Source organism: Sphingobacterium sp. HJSM2_6, from assembly GCF_049316305.1.
Taxonomy (GTDB): domain Bacteria; phylum Bacteroidota; class Bacteroidia; order Sphingobacteriales; family Sphingobacteriaceae; genus Sphingobacterium.
In genome coordinates this window covers 458340-478793 of the sequence record NZ_JBMOXB010000001.1, presented here as the reverse complement: position 1 = coordinate 478793, position 20454 = coordinate 458340, and the positions used below count along the sequence as shown (strand labels likewise).

Genomic DNA, 20454 nt, shown 5'->3' with positions numbered 1-20454 from the left:
CTATGAGCAATCATTTCAAATACCTCATTCGTTTCTTCCTGCAAGCCTGTATATTACTGCTGTTTATGGCTTCTTGTCAATCAAGTTCTAACCAACAAGCCGCTTCCAGTCCGGAAGAAACTAAGGAAGAAAGTGATCATGATGAAGCAAATCATGAAGAAGGGGTCACTACCCTAACTGCGGAACAAATGAAGTCTGTAGGGATTGAGTTGGGGTATGTTGAACAGAAACAACTTGGGGGCAATCTCAAAGTAAATGGGCTGTTAACCGTGCCAAATACAAATAAAGCTAATGCAACTTCCTTGTTCTCGGGAGTTATTCAAACCTTAAAAGTAGAATTGGGTGATCAAGTCCGAAAAGGCCAAGTGATTGCGAGTATTGTAAATCCAGATTTTATTCAATTACAAGAAGAGTATATTACGATCAATAGTCGCTTGGCATTAGCAGAACAAGAGCAGTCTCGGCAACAAGAATTATACGATGGAAATGTAGGGGCCAGGAAAAACTTGCAAGCAGCGACCACTGAACTAAATGCATTGAGAGCGAGGAAATCTTCTTTAAGCCGACAGATACAAATGATGGGAATAAACCCTTCCTCCATATCCAATGCAAATCTTCAATCGACAATTTTAGTAAAAAGTCCTATTAATGGTGTAATAAGTCAAGTATTTGCTAAAATTGGTAGTTATGTGGATGTATCTTCAGCTATTATAGAAATCGTAGAGAATACAGCTTTGCATCTCGATTTGCAGGTGTTTGAAAAAGATATGCCTTACATTCATATTGGTCAAAAAATAGATTTCGTCATTACTAATAATCCATCAAAAACATATGCAGCAGAACTTTATAACATTGGTGCTTCATTTGACGGGAACAATAAGACCATTGCCGTACATTGTCGAATTATTGGTGATAAATCAGGGTTGATTGATGGGATGAATGTGACAGGCTTATTGCATCAGGGGACGCAGTTAGCAGATGCGGTTCCTGACGATGCAATCGTCAATGCTGATGGAAAATATTATGTGTTTTTGGTTCAAGCGGGAGAGGAGCATGTGCATGAGGAAACGGAAGCTCCTGATCATGCCCATGCCGATGAAAAAGGAATGCGTTTTGAGCGGATTGAAATACAAAAAGGAGCTTCTGAAATGGGGTATACAGCCATCACGCCAGTTAAAGAAATGCCCAAAGCAGCACAAATAGTCGTAAAGTCAGCCTTTTTTGTCAATGCAAAAATGAGTACGGTAGGTCATGAGCATGCGCATTAAAGGTTTAAAGATGAAATAATTACGGAGGAATGTGTAATTTCAATATTGAATTTACGGTCAAATAGCCGGCCGCATAAGTATAAATAGACGATTTAAGATTGTTTTATGGAACATAAACATAAATATGATGAATCTGGGAATCAACTTTGTTGTACCCAAGAAAAGAAAATATATAAAAATGCGGATGCATCAACACGATTAGAACATCATCATACACAGACAACAAATACGATGAGCAATAGGTATACGGCTGCCGAATACGCTAATGAACATCAAGGGGAGCAAGGAGAAGACCATGAAGGCCATGAACATGCCCATGAACAAGGAAGTAAATCTACGTTTGAACTTTTCCTCCCTGCCATCCTATCATTAGTCTTTCTTTTAACGGGTTTACTTTTTGATCATGTGTTTGTATTTTCTTGGTTTAGTGGTTGGATCCGAATAGCTTGGTATATTTTGGCCTATATTCCAGTCGGTTTACCAGTGATAAAGGAGGCCTGGGAAAGCATCCTAAAGGGCGCATTTTTCTCCGAGTTTCTTTTAATGAGTATAGCAACTTTTGGTGCATTTGCTATTGCTGAGTATCCAGAAGCTGTGGCAGTCATGTTGTTTTATGCAGTTGGAGAGGTATTTCAGACCTTGGCAGTGTCTAAAGCAAAATCAAATATCAAAGCATTATTGGATGAACGACCAGATGAAGTAACTGTACTGGAGTCGAGCGGTTTAAAAATAGTGAAAGCAGAGACTGTTGCCGTTGGATCAACAATTCGATTGAAACCAGGCGAGAAGCTTGCCTTGGATGGGGAATTATTGACGGATACCGCTTCATTTAATACTTCGGCGTTAACAGGGGAGAGTAAGCCTGATACTAAAAATAAAGGGGACCTTGTTTTAGCAGGTATGATTAATTTGCAACATGTAGTCGAGGTGAAGATCACTACGGCCTATGCAGATAGTAAGTTGAGTAAGATTTTAGAATTGGTGCAAAATGCCAGTTCCCAGAAAGCTCCAACAGAGCTTTTTATACGCAAGTTTGCGAAGGTGTATACCCCTATTGTGGTATTGCTAGCAGTCATGATTTGTTTATTGCCTTATTTTTTTGCGACAGATTATCAGTTTAAAGTTTGGTTATATCGCGCTTTGGTGTTTTTAGTTATTTCTTGTCCTTGTGCGTTAGTTATTTCGATTCCTCTAGGTTATTTTGGGGGTATAGGGGCGGCTTCACGCAAAGGGATTCTATTTAAAGGAAGTAATTTTTTGGATGCTATGGCAACGATCAAGCACGTGCTGATGGATAAAACAGGCACGATGACCGAAGGAGTTTTCAAAGTTCAGGAACTCTTTATAGATCCTTCCTATGATCAACAAGAAATATTAGACCTGGTCAATGCGATCGAAAGTCATAGTACGCATCCGGTGGCTAGTGCTATTCACGATTATGTAGGCCCCATAAATCCGGCCATCTCTTTAACGGATGTACAGGAAATACCAGGCCTTGGATTGCGTGGAATGCGAAAAGATCAGCTGCTGCTAGTTGGCAATTTCAAATTGATGGATAAGTTTGGTATTGCTTATGCTGTTGATATTGATGCTATTGTTTACACGAGTATCGCGATTGCACTAGACGGAAAGTTTATCGGTTATTTAACCATTGCAGATCAAATTAAGGCAGATGCTGCTGAAACCATTAAACGATTGCATGCTTTAGGGGTTAAGGCAACGATGCTTAGTGGAGATAAAAACGCTGTCGTACAATTTGTGGCAAAAGAACTTGGTATAGATCAGGCCTATGGAGATCTACTACCAGAGGATAAGGTAAATCGCTTAAAAGAAATTATAAGCCGACAGGAATCAACTGCATTTGTTGGCGATGGAGTCAATGATGCTCCTGTTGTAGCGTTAAGTGATGTGGGTATAGCGATGGGTGGATTGGGATCTGATGCCACCATAGAAACTGCCGATGTAGTGATTCAGGATGATCGACCAATTAAAATACCGATGGCAATTCAAATTGGTAAGAAAACGAAACAAATCGTATGGCAAAATATAGGTTTAGCATTTACAGTGAAGGCTATCGTGCTTATTCTTGGTGCAGGTGGTTTGGCAACTATGTGGGAAGCGGTTTTTGCTGATGTCGGCGTTGCTTTACTCGCTATCTTAAATGCCATTCGAATTCAACGAATGAACTTCGATTAACATAATCAATAATTGGCCCATCATTTTACCAATGGCAAGCGGATTTGCGTGATCTGCTTGCCATTTTTTATTTGTCCGATTCTGAATTGATGTCTCTATTCTTTCTACTGCATTTTTTAAAGAGTTATTCCGAAGATTTAGGTTTCCTTTCAGTTATTCAACCTCTTACAGCTTAAGCTAATCATGGTCTGTTACGTATTCAATCAATTCATTTAAATAGGTGAATTCTATTGGCTGTAATTTGTAGCCTGTCAAGGATCTAGCGCAGCAAGAATGTAGGTTCATCGGTTCTTATTCGCAATTTTGCATTGCATTTCCGTGTATGATCCGAACAAGATCCGAAGGAGATGCGTTCGAGTGAGCATGCATTGTAAATCTTCTTAAGATTTACTTTAAAATAGACCGTGATTTTTAACAATTGTCGTTATGGCAAAATCTAAAAATTTTGGATATTTTTTTTGTGAATTTTCATAGTATACTGCAATCAAAGCGGAGTAGATGCACCTTGAAGTATCCTGTATGAATATCCCTATGCATGCTCAGCATAATTGGTCGTATTAATTAATAGATACATTTAAGACAAGTACCTGATGGAGGTAATTGTTTAATAGATTAATTTAGAGCGCCTTGTCAATTCGTATTGAGCAGAAATTATAAAATATTAGTTATTGTATAAATCATTACCTGTTAATTATCAATAGGTTGCATAGCTAATAAAAGGCAGATATGGTAAAAATTGGCTTTGCTAAATCAGGTAGTTTTTACGAATGATGGATGGTATAGTTGAACTATATCCTAATTAAATATATATAATCTCTATGTTTTTAATATAGAATAAGTGATTTTGATAAAATTATTGAATATAATTCGGTTTAATCGTTTTGACTAAATAAGTTTAAAATTCGTATGAATTTCACTTGTTTTTTAAAAATATGTGTTTTTATGCCGGTTTTTCGCCAACTGTTGTAAAAATAGTCAAGCAATTTTATGAATAATTTCTGTTGTATTAATTAATTGATATTTGAAAATTCTAAACCTTTAGGATATTTTACGAACCTTGTTCTTGAGCAATTAATTATAGGGAATTCTTAGTTAATTAGGATGATTTAAGGTTTTAGCTAGAGGCGGGATGCCACAGGACAGTTGGGTTTTTCTAATCCATGATATTTGGAAATCAACAACTTTTTTATAACAATTATGCTCAAATTTAAATTAGGAAAGAACAATTCTTTCTTACTGGGAATTTTGTTTGTGTTTATTACAAACCTCACATTTGCCCAGTCAGATCGTAGTGTTCGAGGAACTGTTGTCCATGCTACAACAGGTGCGCCGATCGGGGGGGTGTCGATTTCTGATTCTGCAACAAAAAATGCAGTCGCAACTGCAAATGATGGATCATTTGAAATTGGTACCAAAACAAATTCGACTTTATCATTTAGGTTTATGGGCTTTCTTAGCAAAACAGTAGTCGTTGGAGCAAACAACGATATTCGCGTGGAGCTTTCGGAAGATGAATCTGAATTGGAAGAGGTGGTTGTCGTAGCGTATGGTACGGCAAGAAAGAAAGACTTGACAGGCTCTGTTTCTACAGTAGATAACAAAGTGTTAAGTTTACAATCAAACTCTACGGTGAGTAGAGCGTTAGAAGGTGCAGCTCCAGGTATTCAGGTAGCGGCTGTAGATGGTCAACCAGGAGTGGATATGGGTATCCGTGTTCGTGGTTTAGGTTCTGCGAACCAAAACACCTCCAATGCCTTAGTCGTTATTGATGGAGTTCCTGCTCAAAATGAGAATCCACTTTCTTCTATCAGTCCTAAAGACATCGAAAGTGTAACCATTTTAAAAGATGCAGCTTCAACAGCTCTTTATGGTTCACGTGGTGCAAATGGAGTTGTGTTAGTGACTACAAAAAAAGGAGCTAAGGGTACTTCCCGTGTTGGGTTTGAGGCCAAAGCTGGTGTAAACCAAGTAGGACCTTATCAATTTGATAAGATTTCTGATCCTAAAGATGTGTACGAATTTACATGGCAATCTATTTACAATTCTGTTCGTTATGGAAATAACGGAAATGGCGGAACTAAAGATTACACGACGAATTTAAAAAATCCAAACATGTCACATGAGGATGCTGCAAAATTCGCATCTGAACACCTTTTTAATTATACGGGTAATACCAATGGTGGTTTTGGAGTAAACAAATTGGGTAACTGGATGCTGTATGATGTTCCAGGCGCAACTTATACCCCTACAGGGTCAGGTGCTAGTGCTTCTTCTACAATGACTGGAGCTTACCTGGTTAATACAGATGGTAAGTTGAATCCAGAGGCACGCTTATTATACAACGATCGTTACGATGATTATTTATTGGAAAACCGGTTAAGACAAGAATACAATGTGTCTGTTGCAGGTGGAACGGATAAAGTTGATTATTTCGTGTCTGGTGGATATTTAGAAGATCCATCGTATATCCGTGGCTCAGCATTTAAAAGATACAATGGTCGTGCAAATGTAAATGCGCAAGTGTATGACTGGTTAAAAATAGGAACAAACGTTGCATATGCTAATCGTAATACGCAATCACCAGCGACACGTTTTGGTCGTAATCCAGGTAGTGTAGTAGCCAATGTGTTCCGTTTTATCAATGGTCAAAGCCCATTAGTTCAATTGTATGCGCGTGATAAAGATGGTAACATCATTCAAGAGAATGGTCGGAACAAAGTTCATGTGGCGGCTGGAGACACTTATTCTCCACTAGGTTTAACGGCCAATTCATTAAGTTCTGCAAACATCTTAACGATCTTGGATAACGATATAGATACGCGTACAGCCGATGATATAAGTACAAGAACGTATGGTACGGTAAAATTCTTAAATGATTTTACCTTCACAGCAAATTTTTCATTAGATAAATTTATCGATTGGAGAACACGTTATTGGAATAGCGAATCAGGACAATCAGCAGGTGTGGGTGCATTCGGAAAGGTTTCTACCATGACAACCATCATGAATTCTCAACAATTGTTGAACTATAATAAATCTATTAATAAACACAGTATTGAAGGTTTATTGGGTCATGAGTACGATTCATTCGATTTTGAAGGATTAAACTACAATTCTTCCCATGCATTAATCGATAATTTCCCTACCTATGCTAATTATGTAGGCCGTTATAACGGTGGTACATTTGCCAATCCAGGGGGTAGTTTAGATACTCGTCGTATGGAAAGTTATTTTGCTCGCGCAAATTACAATTATGCAGATAAGTATTTTGGACAAGCATCCGTGCGTCGTGATGGTTCTTCTAAATTCAAATTGGCTGACAAACGTTGGGGAACTTTCTGGTCAGTAGGTGCGGGATGGAGAATCAACGCTGAAGATTTTATGGCTAATACGTCCGATTGGTTAGATAACTTAAAAGTTCGTGCGAGTTACGGGGTTATTGGAAACCAAAATGGTGTTTCCAACTATTCAGGTTACCAAACTTGGGGTTACTCTGCAGTTTACCAATCGACTACCGCTGGTAACGGGATTCCTGCATCTTATGTATTGAATCAAAATGCCTATGTAAATGATCAATTAACCTGGGAGAAAATAAGCACATTTGATGCAGGTATTGATTTTGCATTATTAAACCGTGTAAGAGGATCATTTGATTATTACAGTAGAACGACTACCAATGCTATTTGGAGTCAGCCTATGTCTTTCTCAAAAGGTCAAGGTTCTATTTTAGCTAACTCAGCGCGCTTAAATAACTACGGTTTTGAAGTGGAATTATCAGTTGACTTAATCAAACGCGAAGATTTAAACTGGACAGTGTCAACTAATGGTACGCATTATAGAACAACTTTGAAAGAAGTTCCTAAAGGTGTTGGTTCTGCTGCATTGGGTGGTAACTGGACTGGTGGAGTAGATGGATGGAGTTCTGCAGGAACAAGTTCTACAGGTAATATTGCTTATTTACGTGGAGTTGGTAAGGACTATTACAACATGTACTTGTTTAAATATGCGGGTGTTGACCAAAATTCTGGATTACCACAGTTCTACCGTAAGGTTACGGAATCTGATGTTAATCAAGGCTTATACAATGGTGCTAAAGTAGGTGAAGATGTGGCTACTACAGATTATTCAAAAGCTAGCCGTTACGAGATGGGTTCTGCAGTTCCAAATTGGATTGGAGGATTTAGTACTTCTTTACGTTATAAGAACTTTGATTTATACGCTTCATTTGCTTACCAATTGGGAGGTAAATTCTTAAGCATCGAATATGCAAATAACTTATATGTAACAGATTCTCCTGCAAAAGCATTATCTGAAGAATTACTTGGAAATACTTGGACTCCAGAAAATCCAGGTGCGAAATTCCCGATGACATTCTACAATGGATCTTTCAACAATGGTTCGACTACCGGTAGTTGGCAGTATTCTGATTTAGCGATGTTCTCTGCTTCTTATTTGAACTTTAAGAACATTACATTAGGTTATACTTTACCTGAACAAATCTTATCAAAAACTAAGTTTAAACGTTTAAGAGTGTATGCTTCTGGAGATAATTTATTCATGGTGACTTCCCACAGTGGAATTGACCCAAGAATGTCTCTTGTAGGTGGTTGGGAAGTTGGTGCATTTAGCTATCCTTCCATGCGTACGTTCTCAGCTGGTATTAATTTAGATTTTTAAAAAGGGGGACGAAATTTTATGAAAAAGATATTTTTATTCTTAATAGGTGGAACATTGTTTTTCTCGTGTAACAAGAAATTAGATGTTGCTCCACCAAATAATATCACCGACGAGCAAATTCAAGAATTGCTTAAAAGCGGAGATGAAGCTACGATCAATTTGATCTTAGGTAGTATGGCGAATAATATGCCAAGAATGTTGAATTTTACAGGTGTAAACGGTGTTGGTTCTGCAGATTTACGTTATGTTGATGCGCAAGGTTTACTTGTCGTTAGAAACTTAGAAGGTAATGATATTGTGTTTGGGGATCAGTCCATTACCTCATTTGGAGGTGCGGAATACCGTTTTGAAGATTTTATTTCTGAATCTTCTGATCGCAATAGTCCTTACTGGTTTTATGCTTGGAATGCTATTACTACAGCAAACAAGATGTTGAATTTCTTGGATGATGCTACCGTAGGAAATAACGTTAAATTAAAAGAGTTTAAAGCAAGAGGTTTAATCCTTAGAGGATATGCTTATAACTATTTAATGGAAAACTACCAGGATGCTTATACGCAAGGTGGAAATGCTAAGTTAGGAATGCCATTATACGATAAGTATTTGCCTATTCAAGAAAGCAAAGCGCGATCTACTGCAGAAGAAACGTACACGTTCATCAAAAATGATTTGGAAACTGCGGTTCAATTGTTGAAAGATGCTGGGGTTGGGTACACAAGCAACCTGTCTGATTTTGATTTAGGAGTTGCTAATTTCATCTTAGCAAGAGTGTACTTATGGACAGGTGATTGGGCAAAAGTTATTGCTACTACAAACGATATCTTGGCAAAGTACCCTACATTAATGGGGCAGTCCGTTTATGGAGCTACCAATGATGGAACTCAAGCAAACCCAATAATGAGACCTGAAAAGAATGGTTTCTTAAATAATGCTGTGAATCCAGAGGTTATCTTTGGTTTTCCGCTAGGGGAAGCTTTAATTACTCATAATTTATGGATGAACCCTTTTGCGGAAAGTAATGGTGGACTATCTCGTGGCTATCAACGTATAGATAACAGGTTGTATGATGCTATTGCTTCTTCAGATTTCCGTAAAAATAGTTTCATGGCAAGTGAATGGGGTGATTATACTTACCCAACGAATGGAGAAATTCGTTTAATTCCTTCGTTTACAAACTTGAAATTTGCTGCTACACATGGTTTAGGTTCTGACGATAAGAAGAATGTAGGTAGAACATCTGCATATTACTTCCGTGCTTCGGAAGCTTTATTAATGAAAGCAGAAGCGCAGGCTCATAATAATGATGGTGAAGGAGCAAAAGCTACTTTAAACCAATTGTTAGCTGCTAGAACGCAAGCTGGTTCTGCAACTTTAACTTGCGATAACTATCCTGGAATGGCGGGTTTAACGCCTCTTCAGATGGTTCAATTGCAAACCCGTATTGAAATGTGGGGAGAGGGTGGACGTGAGTTCTTCAACAACAAGCGTTGGAATAACCCGGTCAATCGTACTACATCTACGAACCATATCGATAAATCGCAGTATCCAGTGAACAGGATGACCTTACAAATCCCATTGGATGAAATTCTGTATAACGATAAAATGCAACAAAATTAAACAACTATAAGCAGGGTTGAGAGACCCTGCTTTTTTTTCTATCTATTGAACGAAATAATATGAAGTATCAAATTAATTCCGAGCAAGTAACCTTTTACCGTGAAAATGGATATTTAATCATTGAAGACTTTCTTTCTCCTGAAGAATTGGAAAATTGGAGAAAAGTCGTTTTTAATGCTGTTGAAATGCGTGCCGGTCAAAAAATGCCAGGCAAGAATACGCAAGTAGGTGAAGAAGATGGTATCAATAAAGACGCTGATTACTTTGGAAAAGTTTTCGATCAATTATTAAATCTTTGGCAAACGGATAACGGAGTTAAAGAATTGATGCTGGATAAGCGCATTGGGGAACTTATAGCGAACTTAGCGCAAGCTGATGGCGTCCGTATTTGGCATGATCAGGCTTTATTTAAACGTCCATTTGCCAATCCAACGGCATGGCATTTAGATACGCCTTTTTGGTCTTTTTCTGATAGAGAAGCGCTTTCTATATGGATTGCATTAGATGATGCAACATTAGAAAATGGCTGCATGTATTTTATTCCAGGGTCTTTTAAAGTTACTGATTTTACCAATATTGGAATTGGTAAAAACATGAATGGTATTTTTGAAGTATACCCTGAATTAGCACAAATAAATCCTGTTTCTGCACCTTTAAAAGCAGGAAGTTGTTCGATCCATAATGGATTAACTATACATGGCGCAGGTCCTAATATGACCAATGGATTTCGCCGAGCCATGACCTGTGCATATATGCCTGATGGCAATGTGTTTAATGGTCAGGCAAACATATTACCTGAAGCGTACTTATCGACTTTAAAGGTCGGTGATGTATTAAATAATGATAGTCAAAATCCACTGATTTATCATAAAGAATGGTAGATGTACAATTCTTTTACCCTCGTTGGGGAGCTGAACATGTACCTTGGATTGATTTTTTAAACCGTGTATCGGAAGAGGGTTATCATGGAATGGAATGGTACCCTTTCGCTGAAAAAGAGGCTAATAATTATCCAATTATCTTTCAGGCCATGGCCGACCGAGGATTGCAATTTAGTATTGTTTTTGCTGTATTTGGAGAAACTCCCTCCTTTGAAGCATATCTTATTGCATTGGAAGAACAATTGTTTGAAATGGCATTCCTTGGTCAATATGGTATAGCCCCACAATTTATTAGTGCACAAGTAGGTCGGGAATATTTTAGTCAAGAACAAATATTAACTTGTTTGGCAATATGTTCAAAGGTGGAACAAATGTCAGGTATCCCGATTTATCAAGAAACACATCGTAATAAATGGACTTATGGGGTTCATCGAATTCCTGCAATTAAAATGGCTTTTCCAGAATTAAAACTAACCTTAGATATTTCGCATTGGTATTGTGTTTCCGAAAGTTACTTGGAAGATCAACAAGACCTTGTGCTGGATTTACTGCCCCATGTACATCATGTACATACTCGAGTTGGGCATACTCAAGGATCTCAGATTCCGGATGTCACTCTTGAAAGCAATGCATGGATCGTTGGAAAGCATCTGGAAGTATGGCAACAGTATGTAAATTTACAATTAACAAATGGTCGTAGTAAGTTCACTTTTACGACTGAGTTTGGGCCTCCACCTTATTTAATAAGCTCTGGGAATCTGGAGCAGGATTATGAAGAACAATGGAGGCAAAATAAATGGATCAAAAATTACTTAATGAACCATTTGATATTTAATATTTCATGAATAGAAGATCATTTATAAAAAATTCCTCTTTATTAGGTACAGGTTTCATGTTAGCCAATTTAACGGAATCATTTGCCTATGCCAATAGTTTTACTAATAAAGAAGATTGGTACAGTATATTTAAAAATCCAAGCAGCCAATATCGCCCCTTTGTGCGGTGGTGGTGGAATGGTGATAAGGTTCAAGCAACAGAGCTTTCTAGGCAATTACGTCTTTTGAAAGATGCTGGAATAGGTGGGGTTGAAATCAATCCGATTGCCTTCCCTAAACGGGCAGACGATATGGGGATTCCATCGGTGAAGTGGTTAAGTAAGGAATGGATTGATTTAGTGAAGCACGCTGCAAACGACGCCAAATCATTGGATATGACTAGTGATTTAATCGTGGGTTCTGGATGGCCATTTGGATCGGAAGATTTAAAAGAAGAGGAACGAGCACAGGTGGTCGTTCTTTTTGCAGATAAAATCAATGGGCCTATGCAATATGAAACCTCTCAGTTTCATATTTTTGATGCCGTTGATCCTGGTGTGACGGACAAAAATCCGATGAGAACAGCAGAAATTATTTCTTTACACTTGGCGAAAGATCCTATGGATAGTTTGGAAAATGCAATAGATTTTTCAACTAAAAAAAATGATCCAAGCATTGTCATTCAAGTTCCTGAAGGAGCCCATGTATTTTATGCTGTTGTAAAATTTAATGCTTTTGCACAAGTAATCAATGGTGCTCCGGGAGCCTCAGGTTCTATTTTGAATCACATGGATAAACAAGCTGTTGAAAGTTACTTAAACCGAATGTCCAATACGATGGAAAATCAAATTGGCGCTCTAAAGAGTTATTTTCGCGCCTTTTTTACCGATAGTATGGAACTGGAAGGATGTAACTGGACTCATGATTTTGCCGCAGAATTTCAAAAACGTTGTGGGTATGATTTAATGCCATTCTTACCTTTTATTATGTTTAAGGTAGGGCGTTTAGGTGCGGTAGTCGATGAACAATATGGTGCCGCAAAATCAGCAACCTTTAAAGAACAATTAAACCGAGTACGGTTTGATTTTGAATATGTAAAAGCCTGTCTTTTACGTGAACGATTTACAGAAACTTACCTGGCTTGGTGTAAAAAACAAGCGGTCAAATCACGTGCGCAAGCTTATGGAAGAGGATTTTTTCCTTTAGAAACATCTTTAGGCTATGATATTCCGGAGGGAGAGTCATGGACTACGAATTACCTTCGACATAAGTTAGGCGAAGAAATGTCCGATGAAGATTACAGACGTGGAAGAGGATACACGATGATTAATAAATATGTGTCGTCAGCAGCACACTTAACCGGCAAGCGTGTCGTGAGTTGCGAAGAAATGACGAATACCTATTTGGTATTCAATGCCACCTTGGAATTGTTGAAATTAGGCTCCGATCAAAGTTTGTTATCTGGGATTACCCATTCCATATGGCATGGTTTCAATTATTCTCCTCAAGATGCTCCATTTCCAGGTTGGGTACAGTACGGCTCCTATTATTCCGAAAAGAATAACTGGTGGAATTATTTCAAATACCTCAACAATTATAAAGCGCGATTATCCTCTCAGCTGCAGCATGCAGATGTATATACCGATATGGCTATCTTGCCTGCAAACTATGATTTATGGGCAGAAAATGGCGTACAAACAGATCCTTTTCCCGAAAAATTAAATGTGCCATACACCTCCTTACTTTGGGAAGCTATTCACAAAACTGGTGGAGCAGTGGATTATGTGACCGAGCTTATTCTTAAGGATGCAAGCGTACAAAACGGTAAAATTACCTATGGAAAGAAAGCTTATGGGGTATTGTTTTTACCTGGCGTTAAAAGCTTAGGAATAGATACCGTCAAGAAATTATACGATTTTGTACAGCAAGGAGGAAAACTAATTTGTATAGAGTATGTTCCAAGTAAAAGCTTAGGCTTTAAGGATATGCAAGCTCGCGATTTAGAAATTCAGGATTGGATGTTAAAAATTGAAAACCTAGGCAAAAACTTTGTCTATGTTGAGAAACCGCTAAACAATAAATTTTTAGAGTGGTATCAAGCATTCCATCAAGCACAAAAATTGCCTAAGTATGTAACAATCCAAAAACCAAATCGGTTTTTTATGCAGAATAGGTACATTCGAGATGATCGTAGCGAGTTTATTTTCTTCCAAAATGCCCATAGATTTGATAGCTATCAAACTTACCTTCAATTTGATGCTAGCATCAGCAAAGGTAAGCAAGCATGGATTTGGGATGCCGATACCGGCGAGCGATGGAAGTTGAAATTAGATGCTAACCATGGATTTAATTATGATTTCGGTCCTACGGAATCCCTATTGGTGGTATTTGATCAGCATAAAAAAGGGAACCCATTTGTACCTCTAAAAACGGCAGGTGCCCATAGTATTACCTTAAATGACGATTGGAAATTAGAATTAAAACACGCTCAAGAAAAGACCACTAAAAGCTATTCGTTAAGTAAATTACTGGACATGAAAGAGGATGAAAATTTAAGAGATTTCTCCGGAACAGTCATTTATAAAAAGTCAATTGAAATCGCCGACCCAAAAGAGTTAGTTTTAAATCTTGGAAAGGTGTTTGGAATCACGGATTTATACATTAATAAGCAACTCGTTGGGGTCAAATGGTTTGGTCGTCGACTTTACGATTTATCCACTTACTTAAAACCTGGGAAAAATGATATTGAAATACATTTAACCAGCACAATGGGTAATTATTTAAAAACACTTAAGGACAATGAGAATGTTCAAAACTGGGTCAATAGACCTGGTAGAGAACAAGAAATACAATCCATGGGTATTGTAGGTCCAGTAGAATTATATAGTAAATAAACATGATAAAAATGAAAAAATTAGTAGCCTTACTTCTCTGTTTCTGGAGTGTAGTAAGCTATTCCAAAGATTACGCAGTAAGTGATTTTGGAATAGAAGGTAATGGTAGTACCCTAAACACGAAGTCTATACAAGCAGCCATAGATTATGTGACTGAAAAAGGAGGTGGACGATTGGTTTTTAGTGCTGGAGAATATGTCACCGGTACCATCTATTTAAAATCTAATGTTACCCTGCACTTAGAACGAGGAGCAAGCATTGTGGCCTCTTTAAATCCATTTGATTTTGATAAAGATCCATATATCAATTGGAAATCATTAATATATGCGATCAAACAAGAAAATATAGCTATCACCGGACAAGGAATGATCAATGGTAGAGGATTTACCAATGCGATTAACACCCTTAATTTAGTGCATAGGGGTTTTATAGAAGATGAGTTAAAATATGACCGTGTTCGCGAATGGAATCGTCCTGAAAACATCTATTTCCGTGAATGCAAAAACATTAAAATCATTGGAATAACCCTAAAAGATCCAGCAAGCTGGAATCAAACTTACGATCAATGCGAAAACTTATTAGTCGATAGCATCACGGTAGATAGTAAAGCCTATTGGAACAACGATGGAATCGATATCGTAGACTGTAAAGATGTCATCATTCGAAATTCCCATTTTGATGCAGCAGACGATGCAATATGTTTTAAATCTCATGATGTAAATTCCATCTGCGAAAATGTATTGGTAGAAAATTGTACCGCTCGCTCTAGTGCAAGTGGACTAAAATTCGGTACAGTTTCTAGAGGAGGATTTCGCAATTTTGTAATCCGAAATTTAACGGTGTACGATACCTACCGTTCAGCCATTACATTTGCTGCGGTAGATGGAGCCATTGTAGAAAACATTCTGGTGGATGGTGTTCGCTCCATCAATACAGGAAATGTTATTTATTTACGCATTGGAGATCGTTGGAGCAAAGGAAAACGTCCTGTTATGCGCAATATTACGATCAAAAATGTCTATGCGGAAATTCCAATGAGCAAACCTGATAAAGGCTACAACTATGAAGGACCTATTGAAGATATGCCTAGAAATATATCTCCGGCAAGTATAGTAGGCTTACCAAACCATTTGATAGAAAATGTAACCTTAGAAAACATCGAGTTTGTATATCCAGGTGCTGGAAATCCATTTTATGCAAAACGTGGACTTACTCCAGAAGAATTGGATAGTATCCCTAATATGAAAGTTGCTTATCCAGAATTCTCTCAATTTAAAGAATTGCCAGCTTGGGCATTTTATATCCGCCATGCAAAAAATGTCAATTTCAAAAATGTGAAATTTGTTGCTAAAAAAAGTGATTACCGTCCAGCGATTGTCACTGATAACTTAGATTCTGGCTCCTTCAGTCAAATGAAATTTGAAGAAGAAAATGCCGCGGATAAACAACAGATATTCCTTCACAATAGCAAAAATGTTTCAATTCAACCTTAAAAACAACATGAATAAAATTACATTCATTCTATTATTCTTCACATTGACTTTTTCTAAAGCTTTTGCTGTAGAATACAATGCATCAGCTTTTGGTTGTGTTTCCGATGGTCAAACTAATAATACCAAGTCGATACAGGCTGCGATAGATTTTATTTCTTCAAAAGGTGGAGGTACTTTAAATTTCTACGTGGGGAGGTATTTAACCGGAGGTTTAACCTTGAAATCTAATGTCACAATCCAATTGCACGAAGGAGCTATTTTACTGGCAAATCCATCGTTTTATGACTTTATAAAGCACGAAGGAAAACATTACTTTATCTTTGCTCAAGATCAAACGAACCTAAAAATTATAGGGAAGGGCGTCATCCTGGGGCAAGCGAAAGCTACTTTGCAACAAATTCAAAAACTACAGCAAAATGGAATCCTAGATGCTGCAGTTGCGAAACCCATCTTAGTAGGATTATTAAATTGTAAAGATGTGACTATAGATGGCATTCATTTAGAAGATGCGGCCTCAGATATCTATGCGATTCAACAATCATCCAACATTGTACTGAGTAATCAAATTATTCATAGTACATCAACAGCGACCTCCAATGCTGTGAATTTAACAGCAGTACATGGAATCCTGTTGGAAAAATTGTACGTTGATGTAACAGGAAAAGCTTTAATTAAAGATGGATTGAGCAACGATATTTCCATTAAAGCAAGTGTGAATAAAGATGGTAAATCTATTAAATAGGATTAAAATGATTAAAATAAAATTTTATATAAGTTTAATACTTGTTGCATTATTGGGGATTTCTCCCTTAATGGCCAAGGACTATAATGCTTCTTTTTTTGGAATTAAATCCAATGGAACTACGCTTAATACGACGTCCATACAGCGAGCAATTGACTTTATCAGTGCGAATGGGGGCGGTCAATTAAACTTTTACGTGGGCCGTTATTTAACAGGAACGATTCATTTAAAATCTAACGTGACTCTTAACTTCTCGGAAGGGGCTGTTTTGGTAGGTTCTACAAATATTAATGATTATAACGTTGGGACACCCAATAATGCGTTGATCTATGGAAAAGGTGTAGAAAATGTTGCTGTTATAGGTAAGGGAGTGATAGACGGTCAAGGAAAAGAGGTTGCCTACAACCTGTTAGATAATATTCATAAAGGAATCATTAAAGATCCACTTGACTACGATAGACCCCGTAACAACAGGCCCAAAGCCATTTACTTAAGAGAATGTAAAAACGTATTGATCAAAAAGATCACTGTAAAAGATGCCGCAGATTGGGTAACAGTATATGATCAATGCGAAGATGTTTTGGTAGATAGTATAACGATAGATAGTAAAGCATTCTGGAATAATGATGGTATTGACATCGTGGATTGCAAAAACTTTGTGTTGAGCAATTCATTTATTGACGCTGCAGATGATGCTATTTGTTTGAAATCGCATGATCGTAGCAAAAGAAATGAAAACATTGTCATTCGCAATAATGTGGCTAGATCAAGTGCCAATGGAATTAAATTTGGTACCGTATCTGCTGGAGGCTATAAAAACATAAAAATTATAAACAATAAAGTGTACGACACCTTCCGTTCAGCATTTACCATTGCGACCCCAGATGGCGCGAGGGTAGAACAAGTGTTGGTAGACAGTTTATATGCTTATAATACGGGAAATGCTATTTACTTACGAATTGGAAGTCGTAGTCAAAAAGATCGCGTAGGAAGTATCGAGGATGTCACGATTCAAAATGTCTATATTGAAGTTCCTGCCCATAAACCTGATGCAGGATATCCGTATGAAGGTCCTGTTGAAGATCATCCACGGAATATCTCTCCAGCAAGTATTGTGGGTTTAAAAAATCAACCCATTAAAAATGTAATCTTAAAAAACATCGAAATTGTGTACCCTGGTGCTTCAAATCCGCATTATGCGTATAGAGGCATAACAGCGAAGGAATTGGATAGCATACCTGAAATGGAATCGGCATATCCAGAGTTTTCACAATTTAAAGAGTTACCTGCATGGGGATTTTACCTGAGGCATGTAGATGGAGTAAAATTTGAACAAGTAAAATTGACAGCAAAAGCGGCAGATTATCGTCCAGCAGTAGTAATGGATCAAGTAAAAAATGCTTCGATGATCAATAATGAATTTGTGGAGCCTGCTAAGAAGCATAAGAAACAAGTCATATTGCATCGTTCTACACTTGCTAAATAAAAGTTAAATTCATGAAATACAGTTTATTACTGCTTTTAATCGCTTGTTTTCAGGTTCTTTTTGCACAGAATCCTGAAGACGCAGCCTATATTAAAGCACATTACGATAAGCGCGAAGTATACATTCCGATGCGGGATGGGGTTCAGTTGTATACGGCCATCTATGAGCCAAAGGATCAGTCTAAAACCTATCCGATCATGATGATACGTACTCCGTATAGCATAGCACCCTATGGGCAAGATAAGTTTAGACCAACACTAGGTCCAAGTATGGATTTTGCAAAGGATGGATTTATTTTTGTTTATCAAGATGTTCGTGGAAAATACATGTCTGAAGGCACCTTTATTGCCAATCGACCATACCAAAAATCAAAACCTAAACGGGTTTCTGATGAATCTTCTGATGCTTATGATAGTGTAGATTGGTTAATAAAAAATGTCAAATCCAATAAAAAAGTAGGAATTTGGGGCGTATCTTCTCCAGGTTTTTACGCCTCCATGGCTCTAATTGACGCGCATCCTAATGTATTGGCAGTTTCTCCGCAAGCACCAGTCACCGATTGGTTTTTGGGAGACGACAGGCATCACAATGGAGCTTTTATGCTTATGGGCACCTTTTCATTTCTATCTTCCTTTGGGAAGATGAGAGATTCTATAGGTACAACACATCCTGGCGGTTTTGGTCAATATAATACAACTGATGGATATCAATTCTATTTGAAATCTGGACCATTAAAGAATTTCAATGAATACTATTTACAAGGTAAAAGTGTCCTTTGGAATGAGATGATGGAAAATCCGGATTACAATACTTATTGGGAAGAAAGAAGCTATACCAAGTATTTGGAGGAGGTTAAGCCAAACGTATTAGTCGTAGGAGGCTGGTACGATCAAGAAGATTTATATGGACCATTGAAAACCTATGAAGCCTTAGCAAAATCAGGGAAAAATAAGGTCTCTTTCGTTATGGGCCCTTGGTATCATGGCTCTTGGACTCGTGCGGATGGTCGAAAGTTAGGAAACTTAGATTTCGGTTCTGAGGTCAATCCATATTATCGCTATTCGATTGAACTAGCATTTTTTAAAAAGCACCTTAAAAATGATGTTCGTCAAAAAGTTGAACCTGTATCTATTTTTGTTACCGGTGCAAATGAATGGAACAATGGGGTAACTTGGCCCATAAAAGAAGTTCAGTACCGATCCCTATATTTTAGGGAAGGAAATGCCCTATCTTTCGAGCCTACCGTGAATAAAGCAGATACCTTTGTGGAATACACTTCAGATCCTAATAAACCGGTTCCTTATACTGCCGAAAAAACACTGATGCGCGGTTTTCAATATATGTTTGAAGATCAGTCTTTTGCTAGTAAACGTCCCGACGTGGTCGTATTCGAGTCGGAAGTTTTGGAAGAGGATGTGAAAATAATGGGTAATATTCAAGCAAATTTATTTGTGAGTAGTACCGGCACGGATGCCGATTTTATCGTGAAATTGATTGATGTTCATCCCTACCAGAAAGATCAGGTCTTATCAGATTGCCAATGTTTAGTACGAGGGGAAGTGATGCGTGCAAAATATAGAAAAAGCTTTTCTAAGCCAGAAGCTTTAATACCGAATGAAGTAAGCCACGTTAAATTTGATATGCAAGATGCGGCTCATGTCTTTAAAAAAGGACATAAGATAATGATTCAAATTCAAAGTTCTTGGTTTCCCTTGGTCGATAGAAACCCTCAGAAATTTGTCAATATCTATAAAGCTAATGCGGAAGATTTTGAAACGCATAACCAGCGAATCTATTTTTCTAAGGAATTCCCATCCAGTGTAATTCTACCCATTAGTAAATAATGATTAATAAAAACCGTTAGGCAACTAGCGGTTTTTTTATGCCCTTAACACAGCCGTCAGCAGGATTAATCCGCTACGATATCTCGCTGTTATTCCCAATTCTATTTAGGGATTGGAATGGAGCTTAATTGGATTTTGTTCGGTCTTTACCGTGCTTGTTGCGTCTAATTTCCGTAGATGATCCGAAGGAGATCCGAGGGAGATCAGAATTGGAGAAAATATTAAATCGGAAAATTGATTTTTTTTTGAAAGTTTTTTTAATAAATATGTTCCAGCATCGATTAAAATGACCAACTATGCATGCGCAGTTAAGAAATAAAATAAGGAGCCTATTTCTAAAGAAGAAGTTGTAAGGTATGAAAAAACGGAATTTCTAATCAATGATCTCCAATCAAATGAAAAAAATAGACCGATAACCTATTCAAACTGATGCGGTTGCAGTTAAATGCACTTTTACTTCTTATTTTTTTAACAAAATGTTTGCACCTTAATAACTAAAAGCGTATTTTTGTACCACTTTCAGAATAACACGTTGTTATTC

General features: G+C 37.5%; 11 protein-coding genes. All 11 read left to right on the top strand.

Annotation, left to right across the window (positions count from 1 at the left end; genetic code table 11):
* Nucleotides 1-2: 2 nt before the first annotated feature.
* Complete coding sequence (locus ACFRAE_RS01970; protein WP_422795434.1) at nt 3-1268, top strand: efflux RND transporter periplasmic adaptor subunit; 1266 nt, start codon at nt 3-5, stop codon at nt 1266-1268.
* A 105-nt stretch (nt 1269-1373) separates the two neighbouring features.
* Nucleotides 1374-3464 (top strand): heavy metal translocating P-type ATPase, encoded by a 2091-nt coding sequence (locus ACFRAE_RS01965; RefSeq protein ID WP_422795433.1) that lies wholly within the window; start codon nt 1374-1376, stop codon nt 3462-3464.
* Between the two features lie 1197 nt (nt 3465-4661).
* Nucleotides 4662-8141: a SusC/RagA family TonB-linked outer membrane protein gene (locus ACFRAE_RS01960; protein WP_422795432.1), complete on the top strand. Its 3480-nt coding sequence runs from the start codon at nt 4662-4664 to the stop codon at nt 8139-8141.
* An 18-nt stretch (nt 8142-8159) separates the two neighbouring features.
* The gene (locus tag ACFRAE_RS01955) at nt 8160-9758 is read left to right on the top strand and encodes a RagB/SusD family nutrient uptake outer membrane protein (protein ID WP_422795431.1); all 1599 of its coding nucleotides are present in this window, start codon (nt 8160-8162) and stop codon (nt 9756-9758) included.
* Nucleotides 9759-9817: 59 nt separating this feature from the next.
* On the top strand, nt 9818-10639 hold the full coding sequence (locus ACFRAE_RS01950; RefSeq protein ID WP_422795430.1) for a phytanoyl-CoA dioxygenase family protein: 822 nt from the start codon (nt 9818-9820) through the stop codon (nt 10637-10639).
* Complete coding sequence (locus ACFRAE_RS01945) at nt 10633-11484, top strand: sugar phosphate isomerase/epimerase (protein WP_422795429.1); 852 nt, start codon at nt 10633-10635, stop codon at nt 11482-11484. The genes ACFRAE_RS01950 and ACFRAE_RS01945 overlap by 7 nt, the downstream gene beginning before the upstream one ends.
* Nucleotides 11481-14348 carry a glycosyl hydrolase gene (locus ACFRAE_RS01940; protein ID WP_422795428.1) on the top strand — a complete coding sequence of 956 codons (2868 nt, stop codon included), beginning with the start codon at nt 11481-11483 and terminating at the stop codon, nt 14346-14348. The genes ACFRAE_RS01945 and ACFRAE_RS01940 overlap by 4 nt, the downstream gene beginning before the upstream one ends.
* An 11-nt stretch (nt 14349-14359) precedes the next feature.
* Nucleotides 14360-15841 (top strand): glycoside hydrolase family 28 protein, encoded by a 1482-nt coding sequence (locus ACFRAE_RS01935; protein ID WP_422795427.1) that lies wholly within the window; start codon nt 14360-14362, stop codon nt 15839-15841.
* Nucleotides 15842-15848: 7 nt separating this feature from the next.
* Nucleotides 15849-16583 carry a glycosyl hydrolase family 28 protein gene (locus tag ACFRAE_RS01930; RefSeq protein ID WP_422795426.1) on the top strand — a complete coding sequence of 245 codons (735 nt, stop codon included), beginning with the start codon at nt 15849-15851 and terminating at the stop codon, nt 16581-16583.
* Nucleotides 16584-16590: 7 nt separating this feature from the next.
* Nucleotides 16591-18069 carry a glycoside hydrolase family 28 protein gene (locus ACFRAE_RS01925; protein WP_422795425.1) on the top strand — a complete coding sequence of 493 codons (1479 nt, stop codon included), beginning with the start codon at nt 16591-16593 and terminating at the stop codon, nt 18067-18069.
* A gap of 11 nt (nt 18070-18080) precedes the next feature.
* Complete coding sequence (locus tag ACFRAE_RS01920; RefSeq protein WP_422795424.1) at nt 18081-19913, top strand: CocE/NonD family hydrolase; 1833 nt, start codon at nt 18081-18083, stop codon at nt 19911-19913.
* Nucleotides 19914-20454 lie beyond the last annotated feature (541 nt).